General features: G+C 44.4%; 23 protein-coding genes. 16 read left to right on the top strand and 7 right to left on the bottom strand.

Features of this window, described 5'->3' with window-relative positions; all coding sequences use genetic code 11:
* Positions 1–14: 14 nt before the first annotated feature.
* Both ribH and GGR02_RS04115 read left to right on the top strand, forming a co-directional pair.
* Positions 15–479: a 6,7-dimethyl-8-ribityllumazine synthase gene (gene ribH / locus GGR02_RS04120; RefSeq protein ID WP_183183464.1), complete on the top strand. Its 465-nt coding sequence runs from the start codon at positions 15–17 to the stop codon at positions 477–479.
* 103 nt (positions 480–582) lie between these two features.
* Positions 583–927 carry a GNAT family N-acetyltransferase gene (locus tag GGR02_RS04115; protein WP_183183463.1) on the top strand — a complete coding sequence of 115 codons (345 nt, stop codon included), beginning with the start codon at positions 583–585 and terminating at the stop codon, positions 925–927.
* 8 nt (positions 928–935) lie between these two features.
* Here GGR02_RS04115 and GGR02_RS04110 read toward each other — a convergent pair whose 3' ends face one another.
* Positions 936–1,442, bottom strand: a complete 507-nt coding sequence (locus GGR02_RS04110; RefSeq protein WP_183183507.1) for a DUF309 domain-containing protein — start codon at positions 1,440–1,442, stop codon at positions 936–938.
* Positions 1,443–1,811: 369 nt separating this feature from the next.
* On the opposite strand from GGR02_RS04110, the gene GGR02_RS04105 reads away from it, so the two are divergent.
* Genes GGR02_RS04105 through GGR02_RS04090 form a run of 4 tightly spaced genes read left to right on the top strand, consistent with a single transcriptional unit; the run spans position 1,812 to position 4,111 of the window.
* Positions 1,812–2,558, top strand: a complete 747-nt coding sequence (locus tag GGR02_RS04105) for a segregation/condensation protein A (RefSeq protein WP_183183462.1) — start codon at positions 1,812–1,814, stop codon at positions 2,556–2,558.
* The gene (gene scpB, locus GGR02_RS04100; RefSeq protein ID WP_183183461.1) at positions 2,548–3,132 is read left to right on the top strand and encodes an SMC-Scp complex subunit ScpB; all 585 of its coding nucleotides are present in this window, start codon (positions 2,548–2,550) and stop codon (positions 3,130–3,132) included. Before GGR02_RS04105 ends, scpB begins: the two co-directional genes overlap by 11 nt.
* Positions 3,133–3,182: 50 nt before the next feature.
* Positions 3,183–3,602: a hypothetical protein gene (locus GGR02_RS04095; RefSeq protein WP_183183460.1), complete on the top strand. Its 420-nt coding sequence runs from the start codon at positions 3,183–3,185 to the stop codon at positions 3,600–3,602.
* 17 nt (positions 3,603–3,619) lie between these two features.
* Positions 3,620–4,111, top strand: coding sequence for a DUF3907 family protein (locus tag GGR02_RS04090; RefSeq protein WP_183183459.1), 492 nt, complete (start codon positions 3,620–3,622; stop codon positions 4,109–4,111).
* 26 nt (positions 4,112–4,137) lie between these two features.
* On the opposite strand, the gene GGR02_RS04085 is transcribed toward GGR02_RS04090, so the two are convergent.
* From GGR02_RS04085 to GGR02_RS04075, 3 genes are all read right to left on the bottom strand, one after another.
* Entirely contained in the window at positions 4,138–4,962 is an 825-nt protein-coding gene (locus tag GGR02_RS04085; protein ID WP_183183458.1) for a hypothetical protein, read from the bottom strand.
* Between the two features lie 137 nt (positions 4,963–5,099).
* Complete coding sequence (locus tag GGR02_RS04080; RefSeq protein WP_221210691.1) at positions 5,100–5,537, bottom strand: DUF6114 domain-containing protein; 438 nt, start codon at positions 5,535–5,537, stop codon at positions 5,100–5,102.
* Positions 5,538–5,559: 22 nt separating this feature from the next.
* Positions 5,560–6,027: a DUF6230 family protein gene (locus GGR02_RS04075; RefSeq protein WP_229706069.1), complete on the bottom strand. Its 468-nt coding sequence runs from the start codon at positions 6,025–6,027 to the stop codon at positions 5,560–5,562.
* A gap of 509 nt (positions 6,028–6,536) precedes the next feature.
* On the opposite strand from GGR02_RS04075, the gene GGR02_RS04070 reads away from it, so the two are divergent.
* A complete protein-coding gene (locus tag GGR02_RS04070) occupies positions 6,537–7,766 on the top strand; it encodes an IS110 family RNA-guided transposase (protein WP_183183457.1) in 1,230 nt (409 codons plus the stop codon).
* A 64-nt stretch (positions 7,767–7,830) separates the two neighbouring features.
* Here the strand turns inward: GGR02_RS04070 and GGR02_RS17395 are convergent, their stop codons facing one another.
* The gene (locus tag GGR02_RS17395) at positions 7,831–7,953 is read right to left on the bottom strand and encodes a hypothetical protein (protein ID WP_260174954.1); all 123 of its coding nucleotides are present in this window, start codon (positions 7,951–7,953) and stop codon (positions 7,831–7,833) included.
* A 247-nt stretch (positions 7,954–8,200) separates the two neighbouring features.
* Here GGR02_RS17395 and GGR02_RS04065 point away from each other — a divergent pair, with 247 nt between their 5' ends.
* On the top strand, positions 8,201–9,706 hold the full coding sequence (locus tag GGR02_RS04065) for a LuxR C-terminal-related transcriptional regulator (RefSeq protein WP_229706071.1): 1,506 nt from the start codon (positions 8,201–8,203) through the stop codon (positions 9,704–9,706).
* Between the two features lie 78 nt (positions 9,707–9,784).
* Positions 9,785–10,930, top strand: coding sequence for a superoxide dismutase (locus GGR02_RS04060; protein ID WP_183183456.1), 1,146 nt, complete (start codon positions 9,785–9,787; stop codon positions 10,928–10,930).
* A 322-nt stretch (positions 10,931–11,252) separates the two neighbouring features.
* Here the strand turns inward: GGR02_RS04060 and GGR02_RS04055 are convergent, their stop codons facing one another.
* The gene (locus GGR02_RS04055; protein WP_183183455.1) at positions 11,253–11,633 is read right to left on the bottom strand and encodes a hypothetical protein; all 381 of its coding nucleotides are present in this window, start codon (positions 11,631–11,633) and stop codon (positions 11,253–11,255) included.
* Between the two features lie 9 nt (positions 11,634–11,642).
* Positions 11,643–12,719, bottom strand: coding sequence for a peptidoglycan-binding domain-containing protein (locus tag GGR02_RS04050; protein ID WP_183183454.1), 1,077 nt, complete (start codon positions 12,717–12,719; stop codon positions 11,643–11,645).
* A gap of 302 nt (positions 12,720–13,021) precedes the next feature.
* Here GGR02_RS04050 and GGR02_RS04045 point away from each other — a divergent pair, with 302 nt between their 5' ends.
* The 7 genes from GGR02_RS04045 (at position 13,022) to ccsB (ending at position 19,668) form a co-directional block, all read left to right on the top strand.
* A complete protein-coding gene (locus tag GGR02_RS04045; RefSeq protein WP_183183453.1) occupies positions 13,022–14,161 on the top strand; it encodes a D-alanyl-D-alanine carboxypeptidase family protein in 1,140 nt (379 codons plus the stop codon).
* Positions 14,154–14,744 carry a nucleoside recognition domain-containing protein gene (locus GGR02_RS04040; protein ID WP_183183452.1) on the top strand — a complete coding sequence of 197 codons (591 nt, stop codon included), beginning with the start codon at positions 14,154–14,156 and terminating at the stop codon, positions 14,742–14,744. The genes GGR02_RS04045 and GGR02_RS04040 overlap by 8 nt, the downstream gene beginning before the upstream one ends.
* Positions 14,745–14,746: 2 nt before the next feature.
* Positions 14,747–15,280, top strand: a complete 534-nt coding sequence (locus GGR02_RS04035) for a spore maturation protein (protein ID WP_183183504.1) — start codon at positions 14,747–14,749, stop codon at positions 15,278–15,280.
* A gap of 115 nt (positions 15,281–15,395) precedes the next feature.
* The gene (rluB, locus tag GGR02_RS04030) at positions 15,396–16,133 is read left to right on the top strand and encodes a 23S rRNA pseudouridine(2605) synthase RluB (RefSeq protein WP_183183451.1); all 738 of its coding nucleotides are present in this window, start codon (positions 15,396–15,398) and stop codon (positions 16,131–16,133) included.
* A gap of 177 nt (positions 16,134–16,310) precedes the next feature.
* Positions 16,311–16,835: a thiol-disulfide oxidoreductase ResA gene (resA, locus tag GGR02_RS04025; protein WP_183183450.1), complete on the top strand. Its 525-nt coding sequence runs from the start codon at positions 16,311–16,313 to the stop codon at positions 16,833–16,835.
* Positions 16,836–16,847: 12 nt separating this feature from the next.
* Positions 16,848–18,497, top strand: coding sequence for a cytochrome c biogenesis protein ResB (locus tag GGR02_RS04020; protein WP_183183449.1), 1,650 nt, complete (start codon positions 16,848–16,850; stop codon positions 18,495–18,497).
* Positions 18,484–19,668, top strand: a complete 1,185-nt coding sequence (gene ccsB / locus GGR02_RS04015; RefSeq protein WP_183183448.1) for a c-type cytochrome biogenesis protein CcsB — start codon at positions 18,484–18,486, stop codon at positions 19,666–19,668. Before GGR02_RS04020 ends, ccsB begins: the two co-directional genes overlap by 14 nt.
* Positions 19,669–19,737 lie beyond the last annotated feature (69 nt).

The raw sequence follows: 19,737 nt of genomic DNA, 5'->3' as shown, positions 1-19,737 counted from the left end.
CAGGAGGAAGAATGATGAGAGTGATGGAAGGGAATTTAGTTGGTACTGGATTAAAGGTCGGAATCGTCGTCTCGCGATTTAATGAATTTATTACAAGCAAGCTGTTATCGGGAGCGTTAGACGGACTAAAGCGCCACGGGGTTGATGAGAAGGATGTCGCGGTCGCATGGGTGCCAGGGGCGTTTGAAATTCCGCTTGTCGCCAAAAAAATGGCAGAATCGAAACAATACGATGCGGTCATTGCGCTTGGCACCGTCATTCGTGGCGCGACGAGCCATTACGACTACGTGTGCAACGAAGTGGCAAAAGGCGTTTCCCATGCGGCGCTTTCGACAGGAACGCCGGTCATTTTCGGGGTGTTAACGACCGATACAATTGAGCAGGCGATTGAGCGTGCTGGCACAAAAGCAGGAAACAAAGGGTGGGAGGCAGCGGTTGGCGCCATCGAAATGGCAAATCTTCTTCGTTCTTTCGCATAAGTAGTTCACAAGGAGCAAAATACCGTTTATAATACGTAATGAGAAAACGACTTTTGTACTTTTCTGTCGAGGAAAAGTATCGCCAGTAATGAGGGGTTCTTTTATGTTAATTCGCTATCGAAAAAACTATGAGAAAATTGCAATGGGACTTCTGTCGTTTATGCCGACAGAAAAAGAACTGAAAAAATTGCAACAAACGATGAAGCATTACGAAACGAACGACGACTGGCAACTGTTTTTATGGAAAGAGGAAGAAGACGTTATCGGCATTATTGGTGTTGTGTTGCGCGCTGGACAAGTAGAAATTCAGCATATTAGCGTCAATCCGTCGCACCGTCACCAAGGGATCGGCAAAAAAATGGTAAAAGCGTTAAAAGACTTGTACCCAAACCATGAGTTCAAAGCGAACGAATTTACCGCTGCATTTTTAGAAAAGTGTGGATTGTAAAAGGCTGCCTAGCTCGGCAGCCTTTTCTTTTTCGCCGCCCTAGCGGCGATGACGTCTGAACGGTCGCGCAACATATGTTTATGCAGCAAAAATTCGTTCGCCATATCGCTTTTTTGCCCCCATACGCCTCCTTTTTGTTTACAGAGAGAAAGGCATGTTTGTAAAAGCGTTTCGTCGTTGATTGGCAACGAAATGCTTTCGTACGGCTTTCCTTCGTCGATTTGCTTGATATACTGCTTTAAAAGCCGCGCAAGTTCCTCCTCGTCCAGCCCGAGCCGCCGAACCGCGTCTTTTTCTTGTGCGAGCAGCCCGTTTGCTTTTTGCATCATCCGTTTTGCCCCAGAAGCATTTCCGCGCCGATGATGATACAGCGCGACGGCAATTTGGATAAGCAACGCCCACACATGCTTTTTTCCGTCTTGTTTCCAATGTTCTTCTAATAGCTCATGGCATTCAAAGTAGTCGCGGTCGGTATGAAAATGATATAAATATTCGAGATACGCGGATGGATACAACGTATTCACCTTCCTTCTACATTGATTGTAGCATAACCACGTCAGGCGTGTTGATTAACCATTAAAAACCAGTTGACATCACTCTATTCCTAGCTTTTCTGCCGTAGTCGACAAGCGGTTCGCTTGCCGACTGGGCATGCTGTATGCATGCCCTCCTCGAACAACGAACGCTTTGCGGGCAAATGACATTTGCCCGCCGGCGTTCTTGTTCGAGGGAAGAGGCAGAAAAGCTTGTGTTCAGTCAAATGATTCTGTGTTTTTTAGTAAAATGATGGATAATCAACACTCGTGTAACCACGTGAAAAATTTGCTTGGACAACGCGGAAATGTCACTTATACTAGTGATAGTGTCGAGAAGGTGGGATATGTGTGCAATATAAAGTGAAAATTGAAGCGTTTGAAGGTCCGCTTGATTTGTTGTTGCATTTAATCAACCGATATGAAATTGATATTTATCATATTCCCGTCGCGGAAATTACGGAACAATATATGGCATACATTCATGCGATGCAAGAGTTGCAGCTAGATGTCGCAAGCGAATATTTAGTGATGGCGGCAACACTTTTGGCGATGAAAAGCAAAATGTTGCTGCCAAAGCACGAAGAAGAATTGTTCGACGGGGAAATAGAGGAAGAAGACCCGCGCGAACAATTGATGCATCGATTGCTTGAGTATAAAAAATATAAAGAAGCAGCACAAGAACTGAAAAAGCGCGAGGAGGAGCGGGCGCTGCTGTTTACAAAGCCGCCGAGCGATTTAAGCATATATGCAGCGGAAGACATCGAGAAGCGGCCGTTAGAGGTGAACGTATACGATATGTTGTTGGCATTGTCGAAACTGTTGCGCCGCAAAAAACTGCAAAAACCGCTCCATACGAAAATCGCGCGGCAAGAAATTCCGATTGAACGGCGAATGGAAGAAATTTTAACGGAGTTGCGAAAGACGAAAAAGCGGAAAAACTTTTTTGACTTGTTTCCGTATTACGACCGTGAATACGTTGTCGTTACGTTTTTAGCACTTTTAGAACTAATGAAGAAAAATTTAGTGATGATTGAGCAAGAACGAAACTTCGCTGATATTTTTGTTGTATGCAAGGAGGAGGAACATGGAGTATAAAGCGATTGTCGAAGGGCTATTGTTTGCGGCTGGCGATGAAGGGTTGTCGCTAAAGCAAATCGCCGCGGTGCTTGATGTGTCAGAAGAAGTGGCGCTCGACGTTGTGACAGCATTGAAAGAAGAGTATGATGCGCCGAGCCGCGGCATTCAGCTTGTAGAGCTTGCAGGGGTATTTCAGCTGACGACGAAAAAAGAACACGCCCCGTATTTAAAAAAGCTCGTCGAGTCCCCAGGAGCTTCTTCGCTGTCGCAGGCGGCGCTTGAGACGCTTGCGATTATCGCGTACCGCCAGCCGATTACACGAGCGGAAATTGAGGAAATTCGCGGAGTCAAAAGCGATAAACCGCTGCAGACGCTAGTGGCGAAAGCGCTCGTGAAAGAAGTCGGACGGGCGGAAGGGACAGGGCGGCCGATTTTATACGGAACGACAAAAGAGTTTTTAGACTACTTCGGATTAAAAACGTTGGACGAATTGCCGCCGCTTCCAGAGTTGCAAGAAGAACAAGAAGAGCAGGAAGCTGATTTATTCTTCGAAAAATTCGCAGAAACATTAAACAATAGCGCGGGAGTATGATAAGATAAAAGTAACCAAATTTTCTCTTTTGCATATAGGGAGGCTTACGTATGCGAATTCGCCGCTGTTATGGATACGAACTCGAAAAAGCACAACCAAACACATCCGAAGACTTTTTTAATCGCTCGGAGGTGACGTTTGTCGAAGACGGAGAGGAAAAGACGTTGCACGTCTTGTACGTCCGCTATTTTGATGAACTGTTCCCATCGTTTACTCCGTATGCACAAAACCCAATTTTCACCGTAAATGGACGCGACGTGTTGTTTAAAGACATAGTAGCGCTCGTTTGTTTGTTGAAAAATCCGAGTTTTCGCCACCGAAAACGCGTATATGTCAGCGATGAACAGGAATTTCGCCGTTATTTTGAGCATATTGATTTTGCGAAGCTACCAGAAATATTTGCTGCGTTAGAAACAACCGGCGAATATGCGCTTTCGTCGCCGCTGTTATTTATTGTTCAACCATCCTAAATTATGGGGGGCTTTTTATGGCAAATTCAATCGTCATGAATCAAACGAAACAAGTCGAGGCGTTTTTGCAGCAGACCGTTCGCGCGATAACAGACTATTTGAACGAAACAACGCTTACAGGGTTGCTTGCGGAACAAGAAAATGGAGATAAGGTGTACTATGAGCAGCTACTTCTCAACTTGCGCCGCTTAGTCGTTTATTGTGAAGAAGGGCTAGAAGCGTGCCGCGTCGTTTTAAAAGACGAGCCGTTCCGCAAAGCGGCTGCTGAAAAAGCGCTCTACCGCATTTATCATTCGTGTATTGCCGAATTTTTTGCGCCGAAAAACGATGCTTGGTACGAAGACAGCCGGTCTGCCTACACAGGGCGAAACTCCATTAAATTCCGGCAAACGCCGCCGCCATCGCTCAAAGCGCTTCTTTCCTCACTAGAAAGCAGCTTCCAAGCAATGCGCGAAGAACTCGAATTTTACGAAACCGACTACCGGACAAAAATGATTCAGTCGAAATAAAAGGGACGTTGGAAAAAGCGGAGCGCCTAATTTGTCGCATCCGCTTTTTCGTCTGTTGCTTGGTCATTTTGCTGTTCAGGTTGTCCATCGGTAGACAGCTGGTTTTCTGTTTGGTTTGGCTCACTTGTTTGCGAAGCGTTATCCGCTGCTTGGTAACTTGGTTGTTCGGTTTGTCCATCAGTAGACGGCTGGTTTTCTGTCTGGTTTGGCTCGCTTGTTTGCGAAGCGTTATCCGCTGCTTGGTAACTTGGTTGTTCGGTTTGTCCATCAGTAGACAGCTGGTTTTCTATTTGGTTTGGCTCACTTACTTGCGACGGGTTATTTATAAACGTTTCGAGAGTTTTTTTCATTTGTGCTAACGCTTCCTCATTGGCCGGTGTCATTTCTGCCTCTCCTCCACTTTCTAGGGTGATCAGCAATTGTGGTAGTTTAACGTTATCCGAAACGATACGGTGAGCGAGCATTTTTAATTGCTTAAACCCAATCTTTCCGTCCGTTGGTTGATATACTTCACTAAATTGCGCGTTAGATAGTTGTACCGTTAGTTGTGGAAAGGTAGCACTGTCGGACGAAGTCATACGGATGGTTATATTTCCCGATGGAGTACGAACAATTTTACGAATCGTGAGCCCATCCACCACTACCTGTTCGAGCGAAAGTGAAAGCATTGGGGCGTCTTGTTGTTCCGCCGTATCGCCTGTCCCAAACGAAACAGATTTCAGCGTCGCTTCTAGCCGAGTTGCTTCGATAACAAAGCCGACAACCGTAGGAGTAGTAGCACTCCCTTGTCGAACAAATAAAACCCCACTAGTAAAAATAAGAAAAATGATAACGATAAAGTGCCTATTCATCAACACAACCACCTTTTCTATAATCAGATAGGCTTGTCCTTTTAAAAAAAGAGCCTCCCCTGTTTTCAAGGGAGTTGGCTCTTAGCGAATGGACTATGAAAATAATCGTTTTCCATAACGAGAAGGGAATACACAGCTTAAGACTCCATAATTCCAGATGCAATCTCGTTTTCTACTGAATGGTCGTCGTTCAGATCGTGGTGGCTTGTTTCTACCACTGCTAACTCGGGTTTCCACGCAATACATAACGCTCCGCCGATAATGCCTAAAATTGTTCCGACTAAAAAGCCACCGAGCGCTCCCATGATCGACAAAACGGCAGCGAAAATAGTGATAACCCCGAATACAGTCGATAATTTTGGCATGGCATAAGACATAACCCCTAAAAGGAACACAAGCCCACCTAAAAAGAACCCTGAAAACAAAATGCTCCCTGGGACGATGGCTACTTCATAAAGCTGGATAGGAATCCATAATATAACCAAACCAGACAAAATCGTTAATGTTGCTCCCCAAAAAGGGCGTCTTGCTTTCCATTCTTTAAACGCTTCTCGTTTGGAAAAAAACATGCTCATCTCTAATCATCCTCGCAAAAATTTAATTTAGTTTTTCAAACGATACTTTCATTCCTGGAAGGGAAACAGTTTTTTGGAAAAGGTAGAGCGTTTTTAAATCGCCGTTTTCGATGACAATGCTATCTGCACTTTGTGTAAATTCCCGAACGATTTTTTGGACTGGGTCTTGAATGTCACCAACATAATTTTCCGACATCGTTAAATTGCCGAATTGTGCGCTACCGTTAATAAGCGTTGCTTTTTGAATTAAGCCGTCAATTTCGACCGGTTTATCAGAAGAAATCACGACCCGAATCCCAAGCGCAGGAATCGTTTTAGAGATTTCTAATCCAGTAATGGTCGCATGATTAATTTCGTTAACAGTAACAGGGACGTTTTTCGTTTCTGCCCCATCTGCAGCTCCGCCGTATAGCTTAAAGCCTGTACCGACCATTTTGTCAAATTTTACGGTAAACTCCCCAAACCCGCTCAGCGGAACAGCATAGGCCATTCCTGTCATCCCGAATAACGAAAGAAGAATGCCTAAAAATAAAAAGCCGCCTAACAGTGCAAACCATAACCTCCTCGTATAGTATGTTTAGAAAGATTTTTTAATCGAATTTCCAGTTTGTTTGGTATGCTCCTTGACAATCACATATTCTTAGGTCACTTGCCCATGGGGGAGGGGCGCCCCTCCCCCATGGGTCGCAAACCTATTTCACAAACATCGGGGTTGGACTTTTCGCGATGTTCTTGGATAATGATCTTGAGGATCATCGGGGACACTCTTCTTCCTCCTGTAGCCTTGACTACTTGAAAAGTCTGTCTCCCCGGCTCCTGTTCGGACTTCTAACCCGCAGGCTGTTCCCGTTGGCTTCCCATGCTGGAAGGAGCAGCTTCCAGGCAGCCCATGGCCCAACGTGAGTTCTCATACGCGAGGGTGACTGGTCAACAGGCGCGGTCCGGGGGCATCCCGAAGAGTCCCAACCCCACGATCCTACTACGATTGGAGGTGATCTCATGAAACTCTACGTCGGGATTGACGTGAGCTCAACGGACTTATACACGTGTATCATGGATCAAGAAGGAAACACGTGCGCGCAATTTAAGACGGACAATCATCTGCTTGGCGCGACCTTCCTTCGCGATCAAATCCTCCTGTGGGCCAACAAGCTACAACCACCCGAAATTCTCATCGGGATGGAAGCCACTTCGGTCTACAGCTGGCATCCAGCGATGTTTTTCCACCAACAGGAGGAGCTGAAATCTTGGAATGTCAAAGTGTTTACTATCAACCCAAAGCTCATTCGCAAATTTAAAGAAGCGTACACTGACTTGGATAAAACGGACGGCATCGATGCGTGGATCATCGCCGATCGGCTTCGCTTTGGCCGTTTGAAAGTGACAGCTGTCATGCAAGAACAGTTTATCGCCCTTCAACGGCTCACGCGCATGCGCTATCATCTCGTCCATCAGCTCACTCGAGAAAAGCAGTACTTCCTCCAACACTTGTTTTACAAGTGCAGTTCCTTTACCCAAGAGGTGGACAGCTCCGTATTCGGACATGCCATCTTAGAGCTTCTTCTCGAGTCGTTTAGCTTAGACGAAATCAGTCAGGCGGACGTGCAACAGCTCGCTGACTTCTTGCGCCAAAAAGGACGCAATCGCTTTGCCGATCCGGAATGCATCGCCAAATCCATTCAAAAGGCGGCTCGTTCGTCCTATCGGCTTTCCAAATGTGTCGAGGATTCCATCGACTTGCTTTTAGGCCTATCGATTCAATCCATCCGTAGCCTTCAAGCGCAAATCAAAGAGCTAGATAAAGCGATTACTCGCCATTTGGAAGGCATTCCAAATACGCTACAAACGATTCCTGGCATCGGACCTGTTTACGCTGCCGGTATCTTAGCCGAAATTGGACAAATCGATCGCTTTGACAACCAAGCCGCCTTAGCAAAGTATGCAGGTTTGACTTGGTCTAAGCACCAGTCCGGTCGGTTCCAAGCCGAGGAGACTTCCCTCATTCGTTCCGGCAATCGCTATCTCCGTTACTACCTAGTGGAGGCTGCCAACTCGGTACAACGGCATGATGCGTCGTTTCGCACCTATTACCGGAAGAAGTATGAGGAAGTACCAAAGCACCAACACAAACGAGCCCTCGTCCTCACCGCTCGAAAACTCGTGCGTGTGATCGATGCGCTGCTACGCAACGGTCAAATCTACACGCCAAGAAAGGGGGAAGATCGATAGGGGTATCGATCTAACTTATTTTGTATCAAAACCCAGTTAATGACATCAGACAAGACTGGGCTTCTTAAGTATTGCCTTTTTTCGGATCATCGGACAATCGAATTTCCAATTTCGATGATTTTTCACCTTGACATATTACCGCAGGACTTTTAACCGTATACCCTCCGACAATCACCGTTTCTGACACAACATTCTCCCCCTTTGTCTAACATTTAAAATAAAGAAAACGCTTACGAAAAAGTGGACGTTTTCTTTATTTTGTTGAAAATTTTACGCTATCTACCTAGAAAAGTTAATCCCTACATTTGTAGGATTTTAATTAAAAAAGGAAGGAGCTTGTAGAAATGAGTCGAACTATTTTTTCATAAAGAAGGGATAGAACGATGTACGGTGAATAGTAAAGCAGGCGTTTATTTTGATTTAGGGGGGATAAGGTGTCGCGAACACTTCATGAACATTTAAACTATCTTTTAAACAATGCCATTCATTTGCTAAGTATTTACAAAGAAGACCTTTCGCAAGAATGGCAACGTATTTTGCATTTCCTCCACCAAAACGAAAAACCGGTACATGTATTTGCGCTTGTGAAAAAATGCTTATTGCGCCATTTCACTTTTGTTAAGATCGGGAGTGTAAATGTTGATGACGTGATTCAAGCTATTCAAACAGAGTGGATGGAAACGTTCCAACGATGTCCGGAGCCAGAGTCAGTTATTTTTCATCTAAACTTATTAGAAAACGCAGCTCATAAAGTTTTGAAGAAGCGAATTGCCTATTCCTCTAAACTACATCCTTCCGTGCATTATTTGTTTTCAAAAATAAGCGAGGCGATGCTTTATTTGTATCATCAAGAAATACAAATAGACGATGTGTGTGAGCGGTTATTAAGTAACCCTAACCTACCAACTCAATGGGTTGCAAGAATTGAAGAAAAAAAAGAAGGGTTTTCTATCAAAAAAATTATCGGCGTTCATCCGTACAAAAATATTTTCGATGAAAATACTATGTTTTGTTCTTGGGATGAAATTATGAGTGTGTTAGGGAGTTCTCATCTTCCTGTTCCTTGGAAAAACGAATTACTTTTATTTGGGGTGGAAGATAAGGAAGTCGCGGAGCGGTTGGCGGTTAGTGTTCATTTGTTCCGTGCGTTTCAAGAAGAAGAAGAGAAAACGTTTCGTCGATGGCAAGAAAGTCGTTGGAAAGATGCAGTTATTTTATTTAACGAGTGGATTATTCGTTCGCAAAATTTTCAAGAAGCGATGGAAAATATTTGTTTTGGATTTGGTTATTTCTTGCCATTTGAGCGTTGTGCCCTTTTCCGACTTGCCGATATGGAAAGTAAAATTGTTGGTTTATATGGGTATCGACTGAACAATGAAGAAATTCAAGCGATTACCGATGAAATTGCAAATATTCCGATTGTGAACGAAAGCATCGGGAAGTTGAAATCCCAACATCATGATATGAAACATTTTCAGCCGATTTATATTCCGTTTGCAAATAAGGAGTTTCCTGAAAATTATATAAAAAAATTTGGGATTGTATCTCTTGTTATTGTTCCTGTCTATGTGCCAACCGAAGGAAAAATTATTGGGGGGATTGTATTAGATCAAGGAGCTGGTAAACATTTTGCAGTTGATCGCAGCTTATTTCCAGCCTTGATGAAATTTGGACAAAGCGCGGGGGAATTGTTGTTGCGGTTTATAGAGGCACCTGTTCAAAAGCAGTCTTTAGGTGTGAATGCCGTTTCTTTTTCGTCACGAGAAATCGAAATCATGAAGCTACTTGCCGATGGTGCATCGACTGCTGAAGCTGCTTCACAACTATATTTGAGTGAATTTACAGTAAGAGATTATATTTCTAGTCTTATGAAGAAATTTCATGCGAAAAACCGTACGGAATTGGTTGCGAAAGCGATGCGTCTTGGGATTATTCAATAAATCGTTTCACAAGGACAAGAACGATTTCCTCCCACTCCTCATACGATAATGGCGGATAAAAAAATGAGGAGGTTGGCCATGGAGCAACAAGTGCAATGGGAACAGTACATCGAAGCGGTGAAGGAATGGGCGATCCAGGTAGCAGAACGGAGCGGAATGCGCAAAGAGGCGGAAGAGCTGCTCACGCGTCTTTCTATGCACGAAGGGGAATGGACGGAGGAAGCGGTGAAAGAGGTGGAAGCAGCGGTTGCATCGCTTTATGAACGGGCGGTGCAAACGCATGATGAAGCGGTCGCGCAAGAAGAGAGAGAAGCGGAAGTAGAGGAAATGTTGGTTGACCAATACATCGAAGCAGTAATTGCATGGGGAAAACAAGTAGCGGAGTATGATGAACTGCGAGAAGAGGCGGAAGAGCTGCTCATGCGTCTTTCTATGCGCGAAGGGGAATGGACAGAAGAAGCGGTGAAAAAGGTAGAAACAACGGTCGCATCGCTTTATGAACAAGCAGTGCAGCGCGTTTCGCAAGAAGAACCGGCAACGGATGAAGAAGGAGAACAGCTGATCGAACGAGCGGAAGAAACAAGCGAGGAAGTGGCGGAACGCGCTGCGGGCGGACATACGCTGCCACCACTACCGTACCGCTATGATGCGCTAGAGCCGCATATCTCTCGGGAAATTATGTACCTCCACCATACGAAGCACCATCAAAGTTATGTCGACGGATTGAATAAGGCAGAAAAAATGATGGAAAAAGCGCGGGAAACGAACGATTACGAACTGCTCACCCATTGGGAGCGCGAAGCGGCGTTTCACGGCTCTGGCCATTATTTGCATACAATTTTTTGGTATAACATGACGCCAAAAGGCGGTGGCGAGCCAAAAGGGGCATTGCTTGAACAAATCAAAACAGATTTCGGCAGCGTTGCCCGTTTTAAAAACCATTTTACCGAAGCGGCGAAAAAAGTAGAAGGAGTCGGCTGGGCGATTCTTGTCTGGTCGCCACGCGCCCATCGGTTAGAAATTTTACAGACAGAAAAACATCAACTCATGACACAATGGGATACGATTCCACTGCTTGTTCTTGATGTGTGGGAACATGCGTATTATTTGCAATATAAAAACGATCGTGCTGCTTACATTAACAGCTGGTGGAACGTGGTTAACTGGCGTGATGTGGAGCAACGATTTGAGCAGGCGCGGCGCCTTCAGTGGCAACCGTTTTAAGAAAAGCGTAAAGCGCGAAGATTGCACAAGCTCCACCGAGGAGGAAACGCCTCGAGCCGATGGCGCTTAAAGTTAGACAGCACTCCACAATCGTAAAATTTTATACTTTAAAGAAAAGGTGCCGACCCAAAAGAGTGGTAATACTCCTGTCTGGGGCAACATGGCAAAAGAGATCACCACTAAAACCCAGTAAAACAAAGGGTTTCAGAGATGGTCGCTTTCACATACTTCAGTGAAATTTCATCAAAAAGGGGCTTTTGAGTCAGCCCCTTTTCGTTGTTAATCTTCCTCATCTCTTTGTTAAAATCCATGACGAGTAGCGCTATACTTCTTCCAACTGAACTTGCTTACAAATAATTTTTAACAACGGCTCTTTATAATCAAAGGTATAGATATGAAAATAGTGAAATCCGCTTGAATTTACTTCTACATTTTCGAAACGAGTGATAGTAAACAAGCTATCAAAATGGATATCATCCCTTGAAATTTCTAGTATTGCATTTTTTATTTTGTACTCCACATCCAAGCAATCCTTAAAATGCAACGCTAATATTCTATTTTCCTCCCTATTCTCCTGTGTATCCCAATAATAGTCAATCGTGATAGATAAATCTAACGGATTATTCCATTTCATATCCGTTATGATACTATCCGTGAAATCAAAATGATCTTTGATTTCTTTATAGTTGTTGGCAATGATCATTTTATTCACCTACTTTCCAAAATAAAAATGTGTCAAATCTCTTAATTCTTTTCTAGTAGCATTAGAAGGAAAGTTACCGTTTTTGTCAAGGTAATTCCCTGACTTGTTTTGCACTCTGAAGTAAGATGTTCCTTCCCTCGGGCTTGCATGAATACGTACCACCATTCCTGTATCGGGATCTGTAAATATAGTGGCTGGACCACTTTTTCCACCACCGGGTTGCACCTCCTTTTTCCATCCTTGCTTTTCAAGATATTTAATCAATTCCGATGGACTGGTATTTTTAGCAAGTTGTTCAAGATCAGAATATTTCCCGATTATTTTCCCAAAAGAATTTATTTCACTGAAAAATTGCAAGTCCAGCTTTAACAATAGTTTTTCACCTGTTTTACCTAGCCTAATACCTCCGCTAACTACTTTACCACTCGGAATAAAACTTAAAGCCGCGATAACTTTATCAATTGTATTAGCACTAGGATCCAATAAAGTTTTAATATCATCCCCTATGATAAAATCAAAACCTAATTTAGCGATTTCTTTTAAAGATTTTACCACTTCTCCCCACGTAGAATCTTGAGAATGAACCTTGTTTTCCAATGCCTTATACTTATTTTCAATCACTGTCTTTTTATCATAGTAATTTGTTTGTTGCAACGTATGCTCAATAGCGTTGTAAGTGATTTTACCAGCTATCCCATCAACTTCTAGTCCGTTTGCTTTTTGAAAACTTCTCACTGCTTCTGTTGTTTGTTTACCGTAAACACCATCAATTGTTCCAACGTTATATCCCAGTCGTTGAAGCTTAGTCTGCAAATCTTTTACAGCTTGTCCATAACTTCCTTCTCTAAGTGTCTGACCTGTCCACTGGTCATTGGTGTTCGATGAGTTTGATTGTGATGCTGTTGTTTCTGTTCTAACATATTTTTGTAGTGCTTGGTACGTTTGCTTTCCTGCAATCCCGTCTGCCGTAATTCCCGCTTTCTTCTGAAATTCCTTCACAGCTTTTTCTGTATTGGCTCCGTATACCCCGTCAATTCTCCCAGGATTGAAACCTGCTTTATAAAGCCATGACTGCAATGTTTTCACATAATCGTTCTTGTCCCCTCTTTTTAACGTTTGTCCGCTCCATAGATTATTTGTGAAGTTAGATGGATAAGTGACTCTACCAACACTATCTACAGCCTACATTTTTGAGCCTCCTCGTTATTTTTTGATTATCATCATATCAAACAACAATCATGAAAAATGTAGAAATATGTAATAAAGAACAAAAAAAGGGGCTGACCCAAAAGTCCGCTTTTTAGCGGACTTTTGGGTCAGCCTCTTTTACGCATATCCCTTTTTTTGCTGCATACACTTGTACAAAACGGCAAAAGGGATGGGGTTACATGCGGCAAAGGAAACGATGGCTTGCTTGCATTGTGGCGCTGGCAATGATTTTTTCATGCATTCCGCAGCGGACGAAAGCGCAAGACGTCAGCGCGCAAAGCGCGATTTTAATGGAACAGACGTCAGGTCGAGTATTGTTTGAAAAAGACGCCCATACGAAGCGACGCATTGCGAGCATTACAAAAATTATGACGGCCATTTTGGCGATTGAGTCAGGGAAACTAGATGAAACAGTGACGGTAAGCGCCCGCGCGGTACGAGCAGAAGGTTCTTCCATCTATTTGAAAGAAGGGGAAAAAATTAAATTGCGCGACCTCGTCTATGGGCTTATGCTCCGTTCAGGGAACGATGCTGCTGTGGCGATTGCGGAACATGTCGGCGGCAGTGTGGAAGGATTTGTGTTTTTAATGAATCAAAAAGCAGCCGAAATCGGGATGCGAAACACACATTTTGCCAATCCACACGGGCTTGACGATGCGGAAAACCATTATTCAACCGCGTATGATATGGCGCTATTAATGCGCTATGCGATGTATAACAAAACGTTTCGCAAAATTTCCGGTACGAAAGTATACCGTGCTCCGAATCCGGATGAAAATTGGGATCGGATCTGGCGCAATAAAAACAAATTGTTAACGAACTTGTACGAATATTGTACAGGTGGCAAAACAGGCTATACGAAACGGGCAAAGCGGACGCTTGTGACGAGTGCGGAAAAAGACGGTCTACAATTAATCGCTGTGACGCTCAACGCCCCTGATGATTGGAACGACCATATTTCCATGTACGAATACGGATTTGACCATTATGTGCTTGCGAAAGTGAGCAAAGAGCGAATCGGGCAACGTGTAAACGACAAGTTTTATCGAAACCATCTGCAAGCATCCCGCGATTTAGTATATCCCGTCACAAAAGACGAAATGGAAAAATTGCGCGTGCACATTCAGCTTCTTCGGCCGAAAGAACAATGGAAAGAAGAGCGAGCGCTTATTCCGACCGTTGTTGGCAAAGCAGTGCTATATTTAGATGGACAACCGGTCGATGAAGTCCCGCTTTTGTATAAAAAGCGCCAAAGCAAACAAACGAACGGTTCCATTTGGAAACTCGTGTTCTTTTTAGGTGTGGGGCACGATGGTTAATTTGATTTGGGCGGCCATGGCGCTTATCGGCATTGTTTTTGCGGCGATCAACGGCACGATGGAAGAAGTAAATGAAGCGGTTTTTAAAAGTGCAAAAGAAGCGGTGACAATTAGCATTGGGATGATTAGCATTTTAGTATTTTGGCTTGGATTGATGAAAATTGCCGAAGATGCAGGATTGCTTGCGAAGCTTGCCCGTTTATTTACCCCGCTTGTGCGGCGGCTGTTTCCGGAAGTGCCGAAAGATCATCCAGCGCTTGGTTACATCGTTTCGAATATGGTTGCGAATATGTTCGGGCTTGGCAATGCGGCCACCCCGCTCGGCATTAAAGCGATGGAAGAATTGAAAAAGCTAAACGGAGAGCGCGAAACGGCAAGCCGGTCAATGGTAACGTTTTTAGCGATGAATACGTCAGGAATTACTCTTATTCCTGCAACGGTCATTTCGATTCGCATGACGTACGGCTCGGCGTCGCCAGGGGAAATTATTGGCACAACGTTCATCGCTTCCTCGCTAGCGACGATTGGTGCGATTTTTATTGACCGGTATTATTACTGGAAACGGACGCGAGGTGGGAAGTGATGATGGCGTTTGTGCAATGGATTTCGCTTTGGCTTATTCCAGCCATTATCGGGTTTGTTTTATTATACGGGACGTGGAAGCGCGTACCGACGTATGAATCGTTTGTCGAAGGGGGAAAAGAAGGCATTCACATCGCCTTTTCGATTATTCCGTATTTAGTTGGCATGCTTGTGTCGGTGTCGATTTTTCGTGCGTCCGGTGCGCTTGACTATTTGATGAGGGGAATTCAACCGTTAGCTGAGGCGATTGGGATGCCGCCGGAAGTGGTTCCTCTAGCCATCGTTCGGACGATTTCTGGCACTGCTGCTTTAGGGATGACGACTGATTTGATTGCGACATACGGACCAGATTCCTTTATCGGGCGACTGGCCGCAACGATTCAAGGGAGCACCGAAACGACATTGTACGTCTTAACCGTTTATTTTGGTGCTGTCGGCATAAAAAAAATGGGCGATGCGTTAAAAGTCGGGGTATTAGCGGACATTTTAAGCTTTCTTATTTCTTTTTTCATCGTCTTGTTTGTGTTTGGAAAGTAAGCAACCGGCGGCGGTTGCTTTTTTGTTTGGAAAAGAAACGATTGTATGATAAAAATAGGCTGTATGCTTGTATCTTTTTGTCGAAAAGAGTAAGATGGGTGATGAGGTGAAAATGATGGAACGATTGCAAAAAGTAATTGCCCATGCAGGCATTGCATCGAGAAGAAAGGCAGAAGAGCTCATTTTACAAGGAAAAGTGAAAGTAAACGGCAACATCGTGACCGAACTTGGCGTGAAAGTAGGTCCGCAAGATAAAATTGAAGTAGACGGCATCCCGGTGGAGAGAGAAGAACCGGTGTATTATCTTCTTTATAAGCCGCGCGGCGTCATTTCGAGCGTGAAAGATGACAAAGGGCGGAAAGTAGTGACCGACTTTTTCAAAGAGTTGCGCCAGCGCATTTATCCGATTGGACGGCTTGATTACGACACGTCGGGGCTGTTGCTTTTGACAAACGATGGCGACTTTGCGAACCTTTTAATGCATCCGCGCTATGAAATTGAGAAAGTGTATGTCGCAAAAGTAAAAGGGATTCCAAGAAGAGAGCAGCTCAAGCAACTGGAAAAAGGAATTATGCTCGAAGACGGCATGACCGCACCGGCAAAAGTGAAAATGCTTTCACTTGATAAACGAAAGAAAACGGCGATTATCGAAATCCGAATTCATGAAGGGCGAAACCGTCAAGTGCGCCGCATGTTTGAAGCGATCGGCTGCCAAGTAATGAAATTAAAGCGGGAACGGTATGCGTTTCTTGACTTAAAAGGACTAAATCCTGGTGACTACCGCGAGCTAACGCCGCACGAAGTGAAACAATTGCGGGCGCTTGCGCTATCTGGCGAACACGCGCGCGTGTAATACACGAAAAGCGTGTCGGGGCTAAACAGCCGCCCTCGCTTTTCATGTCTAGCTACAGCTCGCAGCGCTTGCCTCCGCTTTTCGTGTTTGTCACATAATGTTCACATAGTTTTCATTATGGGTGTAGTGGATATTGCTATAATGAAAAATGGTATATTTTCGTTACAGGAGAGTTGGATGATGAAAAAACAGCGACTTGTGATGCGGACGGTTGTTTTATTGCTTTTGTTAGCGGCTGTTGGGTATACGATTTATGCGAACTTTTTTACCGAAAAAACGGAGATTAAAGTCGGAGCGACCGCACCAGATTTTGAACTGACCGATTTGAATGGGAACACACATCGCCTGTCGGATTACCGCGGCAAAGGGGTCTTTTTAAATTTCTGGGGGACGTGGTGTAAGCCGTGCGAGCGGGAAATGCCATTTATTAACGAACAGTATAAAGCGTATAAAAAGCAAGGCGTGGAAGTGTTAGCGGTGAACGTAGGGGAGCCGAAGTTAAGCGTGCAAAAGTTCGTCGACCGGTTCGGTTTGACGTTTCCAGTCGTCATTGACCGCGAAGACCAAGTGATGAACGCCTATGAAATCGACCCGCTGCCGACGACGTTTTTAATCGATAAAAACGGCAAAATTCAAGCAATTATTACGGGAACGATGACCGAAGAAAAAGTGAAACAATATATGGAAAGCATTAAACCGTAGGGAGTTTTTCAAATGGAACAAGTAAAATGTGAATGTGGACATGTTAACCCATATGGTACCGCTTTTTGCGAAGCGTGCGGGAAACCGTTGGAAGAAGTCGAAAAACCACTGTTGGACATGCGCTACGAAGGAAGCGCCCGCCGTTCGCAAACATATAACAAAACAGTAATTGATAAAATTTGGAATTTTTTTTCATCGGTAAAAGTAGGCGTATGGCTCATTGTCATTACGTTAATTGCCTCGGCGATCGGAACGATTTTTCCGCAAAAAATGTATTTGCCGCCGAACGTGACACCAGCGCAATATTATGAGGATGAATATGGCTGGGCGGGAAAATTGTATTACGAACTCGGCTTTGACAATTTATACGGCTCATGGTGGTACATGCTATTGATTGCGCTCATTGGCGTTTCACTTGTGATTTGTAGCTTAGACCGGGTCATTCCGCTCTATCGCGCGCTTAACAATCAAGGAGTGACGCGCCATGACGCCTTTTTGCGCCGCCAGCGGTTATTTAGCGCGACAAAGATAGAGGATGCTCGCCTTTTGGAAGCAATCAAAGAACGGCTCGCCAAACGGCGCTATCATATTCGCGAAGAAAACGGTAACATTCTTGCGGAAAAAGGGCGCTTTTCGCGTTGGGGCCCATACGTCAACCATATCGGACTTATTATTTTCTTAATCGGGGCGATGCTTCGTTTCGTGCCAGGAATGTACGTCGATAAAGTATTATGGATTCGCGAAGGAGAAACGAAAGAAATCCCAGGAACGAACGGCGAATATTTTTTAAAAAATGAAAAATTCACGTTTGAAACATACCAAAAAGGAAAAGAAAACGCTGTATTTAACGCAGCGATTGACCGTGTTGGCAGCGGAATGGTCGCAAAAACATATGAAACGAAAGCGGTGCTTTATAAGCGTGTCGGTCCGGTGATTGCTGGCGAAGAGCCGAAACTGAAAAAAATAAAAGAGTATAAGATTCGCGTCAACGAGCCGCTAAAATACGACCATTATGCGTTATACCAAGTGGATTTTAAGTTGAATGAGTTAAAAAGCATGTCGTTTGCGCTTATTGATAAACAAACGAGCAAGTCTTTTGGCATGATTACCGTTGATTTGTTACAGCCGAAGGAGAGCTATGATTTAGGCAACGGCTATCGTGTCGAGCTATTAAGCTACTTCCCAGATTTTTATTTTGATGACGATGGCAACCCAAACACAAAATCGAGAGTGCCGAACAATCCAGCATTCGTCTTTAAAATGTATGCACCGGATAAACCAAAAGGAGAAGTAAGTTTTGTCGCGATTCGCCAGACGATTGAACCGTTTGGCAACAACAAATATAAAATGGCGTTCGCCGGAATTGACACGCGCAACGTCTCTGCCCTAACGGTACGCCGCGATTTTACGCTATGGGTGTTAGGAATTGGCGGAGCGGTTTTTATGATTGGGCTTATCCAAGGAATGTATTGGAACCATCGCCGCATTTGGCTGAAGCAGACGAACGGGGAAGTATGGCTCGCTGCACATACGAATAAAAACTGGTTTGGGCTTAAACGGGAAATTCAAGCGGTCATTGATGGAACAGGCATAACGATGCCGATCGATCAAGCGGAAATTGCAAAGAAAGCACAAGGGGGGGACGAGCATGGTACAGCTTAGCAGTACATTGCTCTATATCGCATTCGTTCTTTATTTAATCGGAACGTTCTTTTTCGGCGGGACGATTCGCGATAAAAAAGAGGGAAGGAAAACAACACGCTGGGCGACGATTGGAATTGTAATTACGATTGTCGGGTTTATTTCGCAGCTAGGGTACTTCATTACCCGCTGGATGGCGGCAGGGCATGCGCCTGTCAGTAACTTATTTGAGTTTACAACCTTTTTTGGCATGATGCTCGTTGCGGCGTTTATCATCATTTATTTTATTTATAAAACTGCCATTCTCGGTGTATTTACGTTGCCGGTCGCGCTTCTTGTTATCGCTTATGCGAGCATGTTTCCGCGGGAAATTACCCCACTGATTCCAGCATTGCAAAGCGATTGGTTAAAAATTCACGTCACGACGGCAGCGGCAGGGGAAGCAATTTTAGCAGTCAGTTTTGCGGCAGGGCTTATTTATTTAATTCGCGTCGTTGACCAGTCAAAACCGAGCAAGCGCACGTTTTGGTTGGAGTTCGTGCTGTTTTGTTTAATTACGACGCTCGGCTTTGTCGGCGTTTCAAGCGCATTTGCCATTGCGGATTACGAAGCGAAGTTTCAATGGATCGATAAAAACGGGAAGAAAACAGAAGCGATTTATGAACTGCCAGCGCTTGTTGGGCCGCATAAAGGAACGTTAGAAAAAGAAAGCAAAGACCGCCTACAGCCGCTTGTGGAAATGCCAGCAGTGATTAATGCGAAAAAATTAAACACGGTCATTTGGTCGTTGTTTGGCGGTGCAGTGCTTTACGTATTGTTGCGTCTTGTGTTGCGAAAGCGGGTCGCTGCTGCGATTCAGCCGTTTGTGAAAAACGTCAACTTAGATTTAACGGACGAAATTAGTTATCGAGCGGTAGCGATTGGTTTTCCTGTGTTTACGCTCGGGGCGCTTATTTTCGCAATGATTTGGGCACAAATTGCGTGGACGCGTTTTTGGGGATGGGATCCGAAAGAAGTATGGGCGCTTATTACGTGGCTCTTTTACGCAGCTTTTTTACACCTCCGCTTATCGCGCGGATGGCACGGGGAGAAATCGGCATGGCTTGCCGTCATTGGCTTTGCGATTATTATGTTTAACCTTGTCGCGGTCAACCTTGTCATTGCTGGCTTGCACTCGTATGCAGGGTCTTAAAGGGGATGTCTCATGGAGATGTCCTCTTTTCTATGCTTTTTACTGTTATTTCGGTAATATGTATAGATA

This window comes from Anoxybacteroides voinovskiense (assembly GCF_014196205.1).
In the GTDB taxonomy this organism is placed as follows: domain Bacteria; phylum Bacillota; class Bacilli; order Bacillales; family Anoxybacillaceae; genus Anoxybacteroides; species Anoxybacteroides voinovskiense.
The sequence above is the reverse complement of the archived record's forward strand: the minus strand, read 5'-3'. Positions and strand labels throughout refer to the sequence as shown.